This window comes from Pseudomonas sp. M2, assembly GCF_015751845.1.
GTDB lineage: Bacteria > Pseudomonadota > Gammaproteobacteria > Pseudomonadales > Pseudomonadaceae > Aquipseudomonas > Aquipseudomonas putida_E.
The window spans coordinates 5,240,427-5,254,905 of sequence record NZ_JADOUD010000001.1; the positions used below are offsets into that span (position 1 = coordinate 5,240,427).

Sequence of the window (14,479 nt, forward strand, 5' to 3'; positions counted from 1 at the left end):
GCAGGCGGAATTCCCTTCCCGTCACATTCGCGCCTTATCCGACTTATCTTCTGGCTGGGGGTGACAGACTATTGCTTGCTGCCAAGTCGCATTTGCCTCTTTCAATCAGGATCAAACCGAGGGCGAGCCGTAGGTTGCTGGCGCAGTTCATCTGCGAGCGCCCCCTACCCTTTCTTCATTGCTCAAGGCATCAGCCGTCTGAGGGTACGAATGAAGGCTTTGATCTTGGCATCAAGGTAATATCTTCCCGCATAAATGGCATACAGGTTCAGTTCCTGTAGCTGGTGATCAGGCAGCACATGCACCAGCGTCCCCTCCTGTAACGCCGGCCTGGCAGCAAAGGCAGGCAATATCCCTACCCCCATTCCCGACTCCAGGACCCTGACCATTGCCTCGGTAGAGTCGACTTCCAGAAACGCGGGACGGGGTTGAATCGTCTCTGTCTGGCCACCTGACATAAAGCACCACTCGAGTGCATCTGTCATAGGCACCGACAATTGCAGGCAATCGAATCGGATAAGGTCTGCAGGCGTCTGTGGTGCGGCATTGGCGGCCAGGTAGGATGGCGAGGCGCACAAAATGCTCTGAGTCTTACCCAGTTGCCGTGAGATGTATCCGGAGTCAGGCAGCCGATCGGAGGCAATGATCGCAATATCGATACCTTCGCCTAGCAAGTCTGGGAGACGGTTCGAAAGGGTCAGCTCAAAAGTAATCGCTGGATGAAGCTTGCGCAGTTCAGCGATAGCAGGGACTACGAAATGAGCCCCGACCCCCACCATCGCATGAAGACGCAAACGCCCTTCTGGCAATGACATCGCACCGCGCGCCTCGACTTCAGCCTGATCCACGGTGGAGATAATCCGCCGGCACCATGTGAGGTAGCGTCCACCGGCCTCGGTCAAGATCAACTGCCGTGTATTGCGATTGATCAAGCGCGTTTTCAGATGCTCTTCAAGCTTTGCGATATTGCGGGAAATCGTCGGCACTGCCAGGTGCATCTGCTTGCCAGCAGCGGTAAAGCTCCCCGTCTGCGCTACGCACATGAACGTGCGCATGTTCTGCAAAGTATCCATGACACTGCCTCAAAAAACCCTTGAATGCCTGTTAATTCAGTGAGTCATGACGAACTGCCACGTTGACCCTCAAAAAATACTACGCTATAAATACTGTCAGTGTCTATTATGACCCACGCCTACCCCGACCTCTGATGCGAGCCAACATGAGCGATACAGCCAAGCCGATCAAAAGTGCCAAGCCTCGGAGCCGTTCATCCATCGGAGCTGTACGCAGCCCCCAAAGCACCGAAGCGATCCTCGATGCGGCGGCTGCCATTCTCAAGGAAAAGGGGTACAAAGCCTTCACCATGGACGCTTTGGTGGAACGAGCAGGTTCCAGCAAACCCACCATCTACCGATGGTGGCGTAGCAAAGGCGCATTACTGCGCGATGTGTACGAGCGTGCCGCTGTGACGTTCGTAACCTCCCCAGATACCGGGGATCTTGAGCAAGACCTGATCGACCACTTGCGGTCCTTGTGGGTGTGGTGGCGCTCTTCCAGTGCTGGCGAGACGCTGCGCAGCGTGTTTATCGAAATCCAACTCGATATCGAAGCCATCGAAGAGTTTCGGACAGCCTTTCTTCCTCGCCGCGAGCGAACGCTGCGGAACATTTTTGCCAGAGCGGTCAGTCGAGGTGAAATCATCGACGGGCCAGCCATTGATGCTGCCGTAGCGATGCTCACCGGGACATCCTGGTTGCACTTGGTTACCGCAAACCTGGACAACCTGGAAGATATTGATCGCTCTGTTGCACTCGTTGTACGAGGCCTGCGCGTCGGCTGAACCTCTTACGGGAGGTGCCGATGCTTTTTCACGTCCATAACGACACTGTCAGTGTTTATAGGTTTTTTCATCCACCACTCACGCCGACAGGCGCAGGCCTCTTTTTAGCGTCAGAGAATCCCGTCATGAACACCAGAAAACACCAGGCTAGTGCAAGGGTTGCAGCCACCTTGCACCCCAGCAAGTACATCTCGGTTGCCCTACTATTAGGCGCGCTCTCCGGCTGTGCATTCAGTGACCTGACAACCAGCGCCCATATGAGTGAGCCACAAGGCATGGAGCAGACCCTCGCCGACAGTGACCTCAAGTTGTCAGCTGCTGCGTGGCCAAGCGAAACCTGGTGGACGAGTTACAACGACGCACAGCTGAATGTGTTGGTCGCGCAAGCGCTGTCCGGTAGCCCCACGCTGCGTGCCGCGGCCGCGCGCGTGCATCAGGCCAATGCGCTTGAAGACATACAGGGGGCATCGTTGCTGCCTAATGCCGAAGTGGGCGTGAGTGTTACTCGCGAACGCTTTAGCTCGAACGGCACAACGCCGGCGCCGGCAAAAGGAACTTGGCAGAACGTCCATCAGGGGACGTTCAACCTGAGCTATGAACTGGACTTCTGGGGTAAAAACCGCGAAGCAGTGAAAGCTGCGGTCGGGCGCCGTCATGCTTTGGAGGTCGACGAGCGCGCTGCAGCACTCATGCTCTCCACTTCAGTGGTGCAGGCCTACATCGCCTTGCAGGACAACTATGAACAACTCGATCTGGCTCAAGCACTGCTGGATCAGCAGGAGCAGATCGAGAAATTGACCCAGCAGCGGTTCGAAGCGGAACTGGGTACGCAGATCGACATCAAGCAATCTCAAGCGGCGCTTCCTGCCAGCCGGGCGAACATCGCTGCGCTGAGGGAAGTGATCGAGCTCAACCAGAACAAACTGGCTTCGCTTTTGGGTAAAGGCCCGGACCGTGGTCGAACGATCACACGGCCACGCATGCGTGCGAGCAGCACCGTGACCCTTCCAACCAATCTTCCTGCGGAGCTTATCGGCCATCGACCCGATGTCGTAGCCCAGCGCTGGCGAGTAGAGGCGTCAGGGCATGAGATCGAAGTCGCCAAGGCGCGTTTTTATCCCAATGTGAACCTTACATCGTTCATTGGCATGCAGAGCCTTGCATTCGACACCTTCAACGACCACAGCAGTCGCATCCTCGGGGTCTCCCCTGCTATCAGTCTGCCAATTTTTGAAGGGGGCCGCCTGCGTGGCAACCTCGATGCACAGAATGCAGCCTACGACCTCGCTGTTGAGAACTACAACCAGACCGTCATCGATGCGCTGCGAGACATTGCTGATCAAATTGCTTCCCTGCGTTGGCTGAAGGAACGCCTGGCTCAACAAAATGAGGCCGTCGCTACGGCACAGGCGGCCTCGGACTTGGTGAATAGTCGCTACGCGGCAGGTTTGGCCACTTACCTGCAGGTCCTCGCCACACAAAACGCCACGCTGGCCGAAAAACGACAACTCGTCACTTTGCAGTCTCGCGCACTTTCCTTGCAGGCGAACCTCAGCCGAGCACTGGGGGGCGGATATAGCCCTCAAATTCAACCTGATGCCGACGTCACCTCCACAGCAGCCAAAAAATCATGACCAGTAAAACACCTGCATCCGCTTCCCCAGAGCAAGCTAAACCCTCCCGTTCCCCGCAGCTGCTGTTGGCGCTGGCCATCGTGCTGCTGTTAGTAGCGCTGGGTATCTGGTACGCGACCCGTATGGGCGCGGAGTCTACCGATGATGCCTACGTCGAGGGCAATATTGTTCAGGTCACCTCTCAAGTCAGTGGCACGGTGACGGTCATCAATGGCGACAACACGGATTATGTTGCCGCGCATACCCCGCTGGTAACACTGAATCCTGTAGATGCCGAAATCCAGTTCGAGCGCGCCAAGTCGAACCTCGCGCGGGCGGTACGTCAGGCGCGCACTCAGTACTATCAGGTCCAACAACTGGAAGCCGAGGTCAGCCAACGTAAGAACGACGTCCGTAAGGCACAGGACGATGTGCGGCGACGCAATCAGCTAGCGTCCAGCGGTGCCGTATCCCAGGAAGAAATCAGCCATGCTGAGGAAGTTTTGAAAAACGCTGTGGCTGGCCTTGAGGGAACCCAGCACGCCCTGGCGGTGCGCCTGGCCATGGTTGATAACACCACGCTGCGCACACACCCTGAGGTGCTTGTGGCCGCGAGTAATTTGCGCGATGCCTACATCGCGCTGCACCGCACGCAGATCAGCTCGCCAGTCAGCGGGCTCATTACCAAACGGAGTGTACAGGTAGGCCAACGGATCAACCCCGGTGTGGCATTGATGTCCGTGGTACCGGTCGACCAGGTCTGGGTCAATGCCAACTTCAAAGAGTCTCAGATTGAAGACTTGCGCATTGGCCAACCGGTCGAGCTTCGCGCCGACGCTTACAGTCGTGACACCGTCTTTCACGGCACGATCGTAGGTTTGGACGCCGGCACAGGTAGCGCTTTTTCCCTGATGCCTGCGCAGAACGCAACGGGCAACTGGATCAAGGTGACCCAACGCGTCCCCGTGCGCATAGCCCTGGATGCCAAGGAAGTAGAGCGGCATCCGCTGCGTCTCGGCCTGTCCATGCGAGTATCGGTTGATACAAGCGACCAGACCGGCGCTGTGTTGAACACGACCAGCCCTATCCGTCCCGCCTACAGTACTTCCATTTTCGACAACGAACTCAAAGACGCCAACCAGGTTGTTGAGCAGGTAATCAGCGCCAACGAAGATCGTGGGCGTAACAACCAACGCGTCAACCTTTGACGAGGGGCATCATGTACCGAAAAAATGCTGCCCTGCTCATTACGGTTGGTTTGCTGTGCGCGCTAGAGTATTTGCAAGCCGGAATGATTGCCTTCGCCTCTGCGCCAATACGCGGTGAAATCGACGCCAGCCCTGAAGAGTTCACACTGATCACGGCACTCTATGCGTGCATTGCCGTTGTTGTGATTTCCAAGCAGCGGTGGCTGGTGGAGAGGCTTGGCTGGCGCAACTTTATGCTGGGCTCCATCAGCATCTTCGTCGTGGGCGCGCTGGTCTGTGGGATGAGCGATGACTTGACGACATTTACCGTAGGTAGGGTCATCATGGCGTTGGGGGGCGCATCGTTCATGACGTCCGCCCGCCTGATGGTCAATTTCCTGCCCCCAGGACCCGGGCGTTTCATCGGTGTAAAAGTGTTTGCGACCGGGCTGGCCATCGGCACCGCTTCTGCACCTTTCATTTCATCCATGGTGGTGATTGAAGATACTTGGCATGCGATTTTCTGGGTGCTCATCACAGGCGCTTTGGTTGCAGGCTTGCTGGGAATGCGCTTTTTGCCAAGCGCCCCAGCTCCGATCGACGATCGCACCCCCTCGACGCCGGCGAACATCCTGCTGCTGTCCGTGAGCAGCTTCTTTTTGTTGTACGTGATGCAACGCTCCTACTACGACTTCTATAACGAGACATTCATTCTCATCGCATTCTCGCTGTTGGCGGCGCTTGGGCTGTATATCTTCTTCCACGCAGAACACCGCAAGGACGCTCCCTTCCTCAAGGTCAGGGATCTCATGCAGCCACGCTATCTACTCGGTGTCGCGCTCTTCTGCTTCACCTACGTGGTATTGGGCGCCAACAACTACATGCTGCCGTACTTTCTGCAGACAGGCCTTGGCTACTCCTGGGACACCATAGGGACATTTCAGGCCTTTGGGCTCGGTGGCGCGCTGGTCACGTGGCTGGTCATGGCCATGCTCATCCCAAAATTCCCTGCCCCAAAAAAATTCTTCCTTGCAGGTTTCGGCGCGCTGTCGGGATTTGGCTGGCTTATGTCATCCATTACAACGGACGCCAACATGTGGTCGAACATTCTGCCAGCGTTGTTCCTGAACGGCTGTTTCGTGATGCTGGTATTGGCAACGGCCGCCATGCAGACGTTTCGCGATGTCACCCATCACGACACGCTGTTCGCCCACGCCTACCAGATCAAAAGCATGCTGGGGCAGATTGCCATGGCCATGGGCACAGCGTTGGCCACCTTGTTCCTGCAATGGCGTACGACACTCCAGTACAACAATTTGAATGGGCACTTCAGCGCCGGTGACCCGGTGTATCTTGAGCAGTCGCAGCACCTCGCGCAGGCCCTGACACCTCAGGTGGGTGCTGCTGCGGCGAATCAGATTTCAATGTCGATGTTGACGCAAAGCCTTCATCAGCAGTCGACCCTGGTTGCCAGCATGGAGTACTTCTGGTTCGTAATCGTTGTTGCAGTGGTGGCGCTGGGGGTATCGGCCGCGCAAAAGACCTTCAGATAACTCAAACCTGAAAGGCGGGGTGAGATCCCCGGGCGTCATGATTTATTGTGCAGATAGGCTGGCGCGGCGCAGAGGATCTCCTCAGGTCCAATCTTCGCTTTCCGGAAAGTCACGAAAGGTCAAACTGATTCGTGGCCCTACAGGTCTGGATGTCCTCATCACGGCATGCAACCAGTAGCGCTGGGTATCCCCCTTCATCACGATCACCTGCCCGTGCTGGAGGAAAATGGCTCGACGCTGGTCTAGGAGCTTGTGCTTGAACGCAAGTTTGCGCTCGCCGCCCAAACTCAACGAAGCAATTACACTGTGCGGGCCCTGGGCTTCAGGGTCACTGTGCCACCCCATTCCCTGGCTGCCATCTTGGTAGCGATTGAGTACACAACTGTTGAACTTGGCACCGCTCAGTTGCTCCATTCTGTCGCGGATGGCGTCAAGCACAGGCAGGTCCCATCGCTTGGCCTCACGCAGGACACCCGAATGAAAATACCGGTAGGCTTGATCTGCGTACCAGGCTACCTGCCTGCCGCTGGTGATTCGTTGGCCCGCGATCAGCGCAGTATCTGCCTGCCATGGCACATGATGTTGAAGCTGGTACAGCAATTCATCGGCTTCACGCTTGGCAAGGACCAAGCCCAAGTCATGAACCTGACCATCGCACGGCAATAAATTCAGAGACTCAGCTTGCGCTAGGAATAGATCTGCTTGCATGCACTTCCGAGGTTTAGAGAACGGCAGGCAGCCGCCAAGCACCGGATTCTAATTCCCCGCGGGATCCTGGATTACCGTCAGTTCTGTTTGGACAGTTGAAACCCAACGCATGGAGTCACGCGTAGACAGCTTGAATCGATAGATGGGGCCAGACACCCTGTCGAAATATAGTTGAAATTTTCAACCATATGGTTATGCTCTGGTCATCGATCTGGAGCATTCGTAATGTATTCCGATTTTTTGAATTTCAAACTGGACATGGCCAGCGCCCTGCTCATGGAACGTGCCAACGCCGTGTACCGCCAACACTGGGACCTGGATGTACGCGGCCTTCGTGTGCTGCGGCTCATCCAAGCCCACCCCGATGTCACACCCAAAGACGTTTCTACGCTCGCAATGCTGGAAAAAACGTTGCTGTCAAAGACACTGGCGCTGCTGGAATCTCGCGGTTTGATTTCACGCCACCCCCACTCCGTCGACCGACGCAGCGTCGGCTTGCGTACGACGCCCGCCGGCACCCAGATTGCCGACGACTCTTCGGTAGTGGGCGCCGAGTTGGAAGATCAACTCGTTCGTGCTCTGTCGCTCAAAGAACGTCAGGCGCTGGACGGTCTGCTCTCAAAGCTAGTGGATAGCCTGCTACCCACCGACTGACGCTTCAATCCCCCACACCCTGCCCTCTTTTTACGTGAAGGAGTACCTCATGTCGTCCCTGAAAAAGTTGATCCCAGCACTCGACAATCTCTTACCGGAACTGGAAGAGATCTACAAAGACCTCCACCGCCACCCTGAATTGTCGATGTGCGAGTTCCGTACCGCTCAGATCGCAGCCGATTATCTCGAGCGCTTTGGCTATGAAGTCACGCGTGAAATGGGTGTGACCGGCGTGGTGGGTGTATTGCGCAATGGGCCCGGGCCGGTGGTCATGCTGCGCGCGGATATGGACGCACTACCCATGGCGGAGAACACGGGTCTGGCATATGCCGCAGATGTGGTCACCCGCAACGAGGATGGAGTGGAGGTGCCGGTATGCCACTCCTGTGGCCACGACATGCACGTGACGTGGCTGATGGGCGTGGCGCGGGTGCTGTCTGAGCACCGTGGCACTTGGCGAGGCACCGTCATGGCGGTCTTCCAACCTGGGGAAGAAGTGGGCATCGGCGCACAAAGCATGGTCGACGACGGCATGCTCGAGCGCTTCCCAAAGCCAGATATCATTCTCGGCCAACACGTCATGGTCGGGCCTGCCGGTACCGTCGGGCATCGCAGCGGCACCATTCTTTCAGCGGGTGACAGCCTCAAGATCAAGCTTTTCGGCCAAGGTTCGCATGGCTCTCAACCCCAGACCTCGATCGACCCGGTGATCATGGCGGCGTCGACAGTCCTGCGCCTTCAAACCATCGTGTCTCGTGAAATTTCTCCTCTCGATCAGGCAGTGCTGACCGTAGGCTCAATGCAAGCGGGCACCAAGGAGAACATCATCCCTGACGAAGCCACACTGAAACTGAACATGCGCACCTACGACGAGGGGGTACGCGAGCACATGCTGGGCGCCATCAAACGTATCTGCTGCGCCGAATGCTCGGCATCCAACGCACCGCGTGAGCCGGAATTCACCACACTCAATCGTTACCCCTTGACGGTAAACGACGCCAAGGCCTCCTCCCGTCTGGCTGAGGCATTTGGCACCTGGTTTGGCGAGCGCGCTTATGAAACAGCACCTGCGGCGGCCAGTGAAGACTTCAGCGTATTTGGCCGGGCATGGCAGGTACCTTACGTGTTCTGGTTCGTAGGCTGCACAGACCCGGAGGTCTACGCGCAGGCTAAAGCCAAATGCCAGATCAACAGCATCCCCAGCAACCACTCCCCCAAGTTCGCGCCGTTGTTGCACCCTACCCTTCGTACGGGTCTTGAGAGCATGCTCTGCGCGGCTTTCGCCTGGTTCGGCGATAACGAGTAACAGCCCATGGATGGTCACCTGATCTACAGTGTGCTCGACCTGCTCGGCACGTTCGCCTTCGGCGTAAGCGGTGCGGTCGCTGCCCGGCAACAGCGTCTGGACCTGTTTGGCATCGTGACCATCACCTTTCTGGTCGCTTGCGGTGGCGGCATCATGAGGGACTTGTGCCTGGGTGCCCTGCCTCCTGCCGGGCTGTCGAACTGGCGCTATTTGGCAGTTTCCTTGGCTGCAGCACTCTGGGTTAGCTGTGCCTATCCGAGCGTATGTCGGATGAAGTCACCGGTCCAACTGTTCGATGCGATAGGGCTTGGGTTATTTGCGGTTGCAGGCGCGAAGAAGGCTCTGGCGGCCCATGCCGGCGCAGAAGTTGCCCTTGTGCTGGGAATGGTCAGCGCCACAGGCGGAGGGGTGCTTCGGGACATCTTGCTTTCCCGTGTACCGAGTATCCTGCAGCGTGAAATCTACGCCTGCGCAGCATTGGCCGGTGCCGGGGTCGAGGTTGCCCTCAGCTATCTGGACGTCAGCTCAGCGTGGGGGTCATGGCTGGCTGCGGCAGCGTGTATCTGCCTCCGTCTTGCTTCGCTGCGCTTCGGCTGGCGCTTGCCCGTCAATCGCAACGATATCAACGAGCAGCAGCGCTAGAAACGATGCGCACCTGTGGGGTCTCGCACGGGGCTCCACAGACGCGCCCGTCAGTTTGCCTCAAGCAACTCGCGCACGCCGCTCATGTGCTGCTCCAGCCTGCTCCTCAACCAGCGCTCCGCCGGATCGCTATCGGTTGTGCTCAGCCATACCATTGCCAGCTCCAGGGGAGCCGTTTCAAAAGGCAGCGGCTCAGCTCTCAGATTCCCCCAGCCTGTCAGTGCCTGGGCAGCGTAATCAGGGCAGCAGGCAAGCAAATCGGTATTGGCAAGAATGGAAGGCAATGAGCTGAACTGCGGAACTGACAAAACAACCTTTCGGGTCCGATTGATTTCTTTGAGCCAGTCATCTACCACCCCATGAACATTGGCAGTCGGAGAAATCTGCACATGCGGCCGTGCGCAGAACTCATCCAGGGACAGCGGCGTCTGGCATGGGTCAGCCCTCAGCACACGCGCCTGCATCGTGCGCAGCACTTTGCGTTTTGCGTTCGCCGGAAGGCCTTTGGTCTGGCTTATACCTACAGTGACTTCACCAGATGCCAGCAGGTCGGGAATACGCCAATAGTCGACATGCTGAACAACGATCACGATATGGGGCGCCTCCACGCGCAGCGCTCTGAGCAGCGGAGGTAGCAAACCCGACTCCACATCATCCGACAAGCCGATCCGGAACGTCATCTTGCTGGTTTCCGGATCAAAGTCATGTGCAAGGCTCAGTGCGACGGACATGGCATCCAAGGCAGGTGTGAGATGTTTAATGACTTCCTCAGCGCGGGCTGAGGGTTCCATACGATTACCGACCCGAATCAGCAGAGGGTCATTGAACATGGTCCTTAACCTGGCCAATGCAGCACTTACAGTAGGCTGAGCCAGAAACAGTTTCTCTGCCGCACGCGTGAGGTTGCGCTCCTGCATCAAGGCTTCAAAAACGACCATCAAATTGATGTCAGCCTTTCTCAATTCGTTTCGGTTCATGCACCTCTTCCCGCTGCTCGTAATCCGAAAGTAACAACCGCCCATGCAGTTTCATCGCGAAGCTGACAGCTCTAGAGCAGACTATCACCTCAGGTAATAGTCATCATCATCCTTCATGTGTTCCGTCTTATCTGTGCAGATGGATAATGGCTGATTTCAATTGCACTGACCGCAGGGCAAAACCAGGAAATCAGGAACATGCGACCTTTTATCATTGTTGGCACGGCCTTCGCCCTTTCAGCCGTTGCCGGATGTTCATCGACACCAAACGAACCTTCGCTCACGCTGGACACACAAAAATCCCCTGAGGCGTACACCGCTTGCCTGGTGCCAAAGCTCGAGGAAAACGCCTTCAGGCCAACCCTTTCGCAATCTGACCGTCACTACAAAATCGTCATGCCCAGTGCTGTGGCCGCGGACAATGTGATCGAAGCCTACAAGGCATCATCTGGCGGGAAGGTTTTTGTCTATCAACGCAGCCTGTTGGCACACGGGCTTTTGCAAGCGGCCAGGGACTGCGTTTGATTCGCAGCCCCTGGCCTGCTGAGTCAGCTCACCAGATCAGCCCTGAGCTTTCTTCGTCTTGAAATCACGCAGCATTGCGTCAGTGGCGATGATCGCGTCGTACACCAACTCAGGTGTGACAGCGAAAGGCATGTTATGAACGGTGTCGTTCACGTCGCAAGCAGCGTGCGCGACTTGTCTCCATTCATGCTCCCTGAATGTTTTCAATCCCAGGTCTTCGAGGGTCAAGGGCAGCCCAACGGATATAGCGATATCGACAACCTCTTCGATCTCCGCCATCGGGGCTGCTTCCAACACCAGTTGGGTGAACAAGCCAAACACCACTTTCTCACCATGCTGCGCGCCATGAAGGTCATGGACCAACGTCATACCGTTGTGAATGGCATGCGCTGCTGCGCACCCGCCAGACTCGGCCCCAACGGCGGACATGTAGATGGTTGCTTCAATGGTGTTTTCCAGTGCCGCCGTGATGGTCTTGCTGTTGACCGCGTACATGGCCTGCGCCGCGTACTTCCTGATGGTCTCATAGCAGGTCCGGGCGATTGCGAAACCCATCAGCGTAGGCTTGAGCATCTTCCCATCGTTACCCAGCACCAAGTTATCGCGTTGCGCGGCAAAGCAGGCCCTTGCCTCGAAATAAGTAGCCAGGCCATCACCGACACCGGCGGCGAAAAAACGCGGTGGTTGCTCTGCAAGAATGCGTGTGTCCGCCAGCACAAGGTCGGGGTTCTTGGTGAGGAACAAATATCGATTGAATGAACCGTCATCGTTATAAATGACTGAAATGGCGGTACACGGCGCGTCGGTCGAGGCCAATGTCGGCACGATGAGCACAGCACGTTTCAGATAGTGTGCTACGGCCTTGGCTGTATCCAGTGTCTTGCCGCCGCCAATCCCAACGATGTAGTCGGCATCACGCGCCGCCTCGACATGGCTGTCTATCTCGCGATCAGAACACTGCCCACCGAATACGCCATAAGCTGCAGACTGCTCGTCAATGAAGCCTGGCAACGCGCTTTGCTCGACCCTGGTCATGATGAACTGATCGCAAATCAGATACGCACGGGCTCCATAAGCCTTACCATGTTGCGCCAGATCGCCTAACGCATCAGCTTGCATCAGAAATTTTGTTGGCGATGCAATGCCCTTGATCACACTCATGCGACACCCTCTCAACTAGGCTGTTAAAGGCACCGCTCACCTGGATGAGCGGTAAGCACGGTTCAGTTGAAGACCATTCCGCCGTCGATGATGACAGCCTGGCCAGTCATGTAGTCAGAGTCCGGCCCGGACAAGAACGATACGCAGCCCGCCACATCTTCCGGTCGAGACAGCCTCTTGAGCGTGATGTGCTGAGCGAATTGCTCCATTCCCCACTCGATGCTCTGGTTGGCATTTTCAGCGACGTCCTGAGCGACTTTGCGCATCATTGGCGTATCAACGATCCCAGGGCAGTAGGCGTTAACGGTAATCCCCAGAGAGGCCAACTCCCTGGCAGCCGTCTGGGTGATGCCGCGTACCGCGAATTTGGTACCGCCATAAACTGCGAGATCGGGGTTGCCGATATGCCCGGCCTGGGAGGACGCACTGATGATTTTCCCTCCGTGCCCCAGGGCTTTGAAGGCTTTCACGGCGGCCTGAATGCCCCACAGAACACCGCCTACATTGATGTCGAAGGTCTTTCTGTACACCTCGGGCGTGATGGATTCGATAGGTGCAATGGGTGCAATCCCCGCATTGTTGATCACCACATGCAGGTCGCCCAGGCCGTCGACTGTCTCTTGAACGGCTTTGAAGACGTCATCGCGATCAGCTACATCGACTTTGAGTGCGAGTGCCCTGCCCCCTTTCGCATTGATTCTGTCAGCGACCTGGTTGGCGGTTTCGATGTTCATATCGGCACAGGCCACCGAAAAACCATCCGAGGCCAAGCGCAAAGCGATCGCTTCACCGATACCTTGGCCAGCGCCAGTGACAAAAGCGACTTTCCCTTGGGGTTTACTCATTTTTATTGTCCTTCTCAAGTGTGGGAGGAAATGCGTACTGCAAGTACTCATGACGTCGATTCGACGAGAGAGTATTGAAAAGCGCCATACACGCTAGAAACTCGCCTGGACTTTCACGCCAGCTACCCAAGCGTTATCAACTTCATAGACACCGCCCGGATTACGTACGTACTGGAGGTTCGGGCGCACGGTGAGCCAGTCAGTCACATGCACCCCGTAGTTGAGCTCTATGTTGTATTCGCTGTGTTGCACGGGCACGTAGCGCGGGTTGTCGTAATCGTCGATACCGCTACTGTCGTTAATCAGGCGCTGGGGGCGGGTAACGTCATCGTTGACTTTCAGGCGAGCGATACCTAGTCCGATATCATCCTTGGGACGGGCATTGAAAGGGCCTTTGTAAATCACCCCAATGTTCTGAAAGCTTTCAATGCCACTGGTGGCCTTATCGTGGACGGTCAAACTGGCAAACACGCTCAAGCCGCGGGTTGCATCACCTGCATGGCTGGTGAGTTGCTGCTGGCCTATGAGCCAAGCGCCATGCTTGCTGTTGCGGGTTTTTGGCGGCAGGTCACTCAGCGCTCGTGGTGCGCCGTTGATATCCTCATCCAGGTCGTCTGCCTTGGCGCTGCTGTGGTAGTAGCCTAGGCGGTACTCCCCGGGTAGGCCTTCGCGGCCCAGTTTCGGCATCCAGATCACCTCTACCGGGATCAGTGCTCCCTCAGTGCCGCTACCACTGAGCTTGAACCCATTTCCTGTGCTCAAGTTGGAAGGGTTTTGCTCGTAGACACCGACCTGCAACGCCCATCGGTCACTGATGTTGTAACGAACGCGCGCGCCCCATTGGCTGACCGGACCGCTGTACCAGACGTCTCCCGCAACGTTGCCGATCGGCGCACTGCAGAATGAGAGACTTTGGAAATCGCACGGAAAGCTGGCGAAGTCTTCGTTCACGCCCAGCCGACCGATTTTTAAGTCCCAGGCACGGTCGAAGAACTTCTGCCGATACCACATCTGCGTGAGGCGCCAGGTTTGCCCCCTGCCCCACACCTCCTGCACCGAGCTGAGCTGCGGGGCACGTGGATCGGCAATGCGTTCGTTGGACAGGTTGTTGCCATTACGTTCCGTCACCAGCAGTTGAAACTCGGCATCGTCCCAGCCCAGCAGTTTCTGCAGGTCCATATGCGTACCGAGGGCCCACTGGGCGGTATAGCGCGCGGTACGGTCGTGGTTGTAACCGCCCTGTACGTTACTGGCTGCTTCGCCCACATAGCCGACGATGACGTCCACCCCCTGCTCGCGAAGTTCGGTACGTAACCCTCCCCAATCACCCGTACCCCACTGAGAGGCAGGGTCAGAGGCATAAGCAGGTAACGCGATGCACGAAAGGAGCCCGAGTCCCAACGGCAGCTGCCTAGAGAAATTCATGTCGATTGTCCTTGTTTTTATAGTGACGACACAGCCTTGCCTG

At 56.8% G+C, this 14,479-nt stretch carries 14 protein-coding genes; 8 read left to right on the plus strand and 6 right to left on the minus strand.

Features of this window, described 5'->3' with window-relative positions:
- Positions 1 to 182: 182 nt before the first annotated feature.
- Positions 183 to 1,073: a LysR family transcriptional regulator gene (locus tag IWW33_RS24275; protein WP_174141234.1), complete on the minus strand. Its 891-nt coding sequence runs from the start codon at positions 1,071 to 1,073 to the stop codon at positions 183 to 185.
- Between the two features lie 146 nt (positions 1,074 to 1,219).
- Here IWW33_RS24275 and IWW33_RS24280 point away from each other — a divergent pair, with 146 nt between their 5' ends.
- The 4 genes from IWW33_RS24280 to IWW33_RS24295 all read left to right on the plus strand — a co-directional run bounded on the left by IWW33_RS24280 (position 1,220) and on the right by IWW33_RS24295 (position 6,193).
- A complete protein-coding gene (locus IWW33_RS24280; RefSeq protein WP_047602784.1) occupies positions 1,220 to 1,840 on the plus strand; it encodes a TetR/AcrR family transcriptional regulator in 621 nt (206 codons plus the stop codon).
- Positions 1,841 to 1,965: 125 nt separating this feature from the next.
- Complete coding sequence (locus IWW33_RS24285; protein WP_174141388.1) at positions 1,966 to 3,474, plus strand: efflux transporter outer membrane subunit; 1,509 nt, start codon at positions 1,966 to 1,968, stop codon at positions 3,472 to 3,474.
- Positions 3,471 to 4,661 carry an efflux RND transporter periplasmic adaptor subunit gene (locus tag IWW33_RS24290; protein ID WP_174141235.1) on the plus strand — a complete coding sequence of 397 codons (1,191 nt, stop codon included), beginning with the start codon at positions 3,471 to 3,473 and terminating at the stop codon, positions 4,659 to 4,661. Before IWW33_RS24285 ends, IWW33_RS24290 begins: the two co-directional genes overlap by 4 nt.
- An 11-nt stretch (positions 4,662 to 4,672) precedes the next feature.
- On the plus strand, positions 4,673 to 6,193 hold the full coding sequence (locus IWW33_RS24295; RefSeq protein ID WP_047602783.1) for an MFS transporter: 1,521 nt from the start codon (positions 4,673 to 4,675) through the stop codon (positions 6,191 to 6,193).
- Between the two features lie 81 nt (positions 6,194 to 6,274).
- Here the strand turns inward: IWW33_RS24295 and IWW33_RS24300 are convergent, their stop codons facing one another.
- Entirely contained in the window at positions 6,275 to 6,901 is a 627-nt protein-coding gene (locus IWW33_RS24300; RefSeq protein ID WP_174141236.1) for an alpha-ketoglutarate-dependent dioxygenase AlkB, read from the minus strand.
- 225 nt (positions 6,902 to 7,126) lie between these two features.
- Between IWW33_RS24300 and IWW33_RS24305 the strand changes: the two genes are divergently transcribed.
- The 3 genes from IWW33_RS24305 to IWW33_RS24315 are packed head-to-tail and all read left to right on the plus strand — an operon-like array spanning position 7,127 to position 9,503.
- Positions 7,127 to 7,555, plus strand: a complete 429-nt coding sequence (locus tag IWW33_RS24305) for a MarR family winged helix-turn-helix transcriptional regulator (protein WP_174141237.1) — start codon at positions 7,127 to 7,129, stop codon at positions 7,553 to 7,555.
- A gap of 49 nt (positions 7,556 to 7,604) precedes the next feature.
- Positions 7,605 to 8,861, plus strand: coding sequence for a M20 family metallopeptidase (locus tag IWW33_RS24310; protein ID WP_174141238.1), 1,257 nt, complete (start codon positions 7,605 to 7,607; stop codon positions 8,859 to 8,861).
- 6 nt (positions 8,862 to 8,867) lie between these two features.
- Positions 8,868 to 9,503 carry a trimeric intracellular cation channel family protein gene (locus IWW33_RS24315; protein ID WP_174141239.1) on the plus strand — a complete coding sequence of 212 codons (636 nt, stop codon included), beginning with the start codon at positions 8,868 to 8,870 and terminating at the stop codon, positions 9,501 to 9,503.
- A gap of 50 nt (positions 9,504 to 9,553) precedes the next feature.
- On the opposite strand, the gene IWW33_RS24320 is transcribed toward IWW33_RS24315, so the two are convergent.
- Positions 9,554 to 10,480, minus strand: a complete 927-nt coding sequence (locus IWW33_RS24320; RefSeq protein ID WP_174141240.1) for a LysR family transcriptional regulator — start codon at positions 10,478 to 10,480, stop codon at positions 9,554 to 9,556.
- 198 nt (positions 10,481 to 10,678) lie between these two features.
- Between IWW33_RS24320 and IWW33_RS24325 the strand changes: the two genes are divergently transcribed.
- Positions 10,679 to 11,005: a hypothetical protein gene (locus IWW33_RS24325; protein WP_121783472.1), complete on the plus strand. Its 327-nt coding sequence runs from the start codon at positions 10,679 to 10,681 to the stop codon at positions 11,003 to 11,005.
- 36 nt (positions 11,006 to 11,041) lie between these two features.
- Here the strand turns inward: IWW33_RS24325 and IWW33_RS24330 are convergent, their stop codons facing one another.
- From IWW33_RS24330 to IWW33_RS24340, 3 genes are all read right to left on the minus strand, one after another.
- Positions 11,042 to 12,166 carry a glycerol dehydrogenase gene (locus IWW33_RS24330; RefSeq protein WP_174141241.1) on the minus strand — a complete coding sequence of 375 codons (1,125 nt, stop codon included), beginning with the start codon at positions 12,164 to 12,166 and terminating at the stop codon, positions 11,042 to 11,044.
- Positions 12,167 to 12,228: 62 nt separating this feature from the next.
- Entirely contained in the window at positions 12,229 to 13,011 is a 783-nt protein-coding gene (locus IWW33_RS24335; protein WP_174141242.1) for a (S)-acetoin forming diacetyl reductase, read from the minus strand.
- Positions 13,012 to 13,104: 93 nt separating this feature from the next.
- Complete coding sequence (locus IWW33_RS24340) at positions 13,105 to 14,436, minus strand: carbohydrate porin (protein WP_196914414.1); 1,332 nt, start codon at positions 14,434 to 14,436, stop codon at positions 13,105 to 13,107.
- Between the last annotated feature and the right edge of the window lie 43 nt (positions 14,437 to 14,479).

Coding starts and splice junctions, on each gene's coding strand:
- IWW33_RS24300 (WP_174141236.1), bottom strand. CDS start 6,901: ATGCAAGCAGATCTATTCCTAGCGCAAGCTGAGTCTCTGAATTTATTG.
- IWW33_RS24335 (WP_174141242.1), bottom strand. CDS start 13,011: ATGAGTAAACCCCAAGGGAAAGTCGCTTTTGTCACTGGCGCTGGCCAA.
- IWW33_RS24320 (WP_174141240.1), bottom strand. CDS start 10,480: ATGAACCGAAACGAATTGAGAAAGGCTGACATCAATTTGATGGTCGTT.
- IWW33_RS24315 (WP_174141239.1), top strand. CDS start 8,868: ATGGATGGTCACCTGATCTACAGTGTGCTCGACCTGCTCGGCACGTTC.
- IWW33_RS24330 (WP_174141241.1), bottom strand. CDS start 12,166: ATGAGTGTGATCAAGGGCATTGCATCGCCAACAAAATTTCTGATGCAA.
- IWW33_RS24290 (WP_174141235.1), top strand. CDS start 3,471: ATGACCAGTAAAACACCTGCATCCGCTTCCCCAGAGCAAGCTAAACCC.
- IWW33_RS24310 (WP_174141238.1), top strand. CDS start 7,605: ATGTCGTCCCTGAAAAAGTTGATCCCAGCACTCGACAATCTCTTACCG.
- IWW33_RS24285 (WP_174141388.1), top strand. CDS start 1,966: ATGAACACCAGAAAACACCAGGCTAGTGCAAGGGTTGCAGCCACCTTG.
- IWW33_RS24275 (WP_174141234.1), bottom strand. CDS start 1,073: ATGGATACTTTGCAGAACATGCGCACGTTCATGTGCGTAGCGCAGACG.
- IWW33_RS24305 (WP_174141237.1), top strand. CDS start 7,127: ATGTATTCCGATTTTTTGAATTTCAAACTGGACATGGCCAGCGCCCTG.
- IWW33_RS24325 (WP_121783472.1), top strand. CDS start 10,679: ATGCGACCTTTTATCATTGTTGGCACGGCCTTCGCCCTTTCAGCCGTT.
- IWW33_RS24280 (WP_047602784.1), top strand. CDS start 1,220: ATGAGCGATACAGCCAAGCCGATCAAAAGTGCCAAGCCTCGGAGCCGT.
- IWW33_RS24295 (WP_047602783.1), top strand. CDS start 4,673: ATGTACCGAAAAAATGCTGCCCTGCTCATTACGGTTGGTTTGCTGTGC.
- IWW33_RS24340 (WP_196914414.1), bottom strand. CDS start 14,436: ATGAATTTCTCTAGGCAGCTGCCGTTGGGACTCGGGCTCCTTTCGTGC.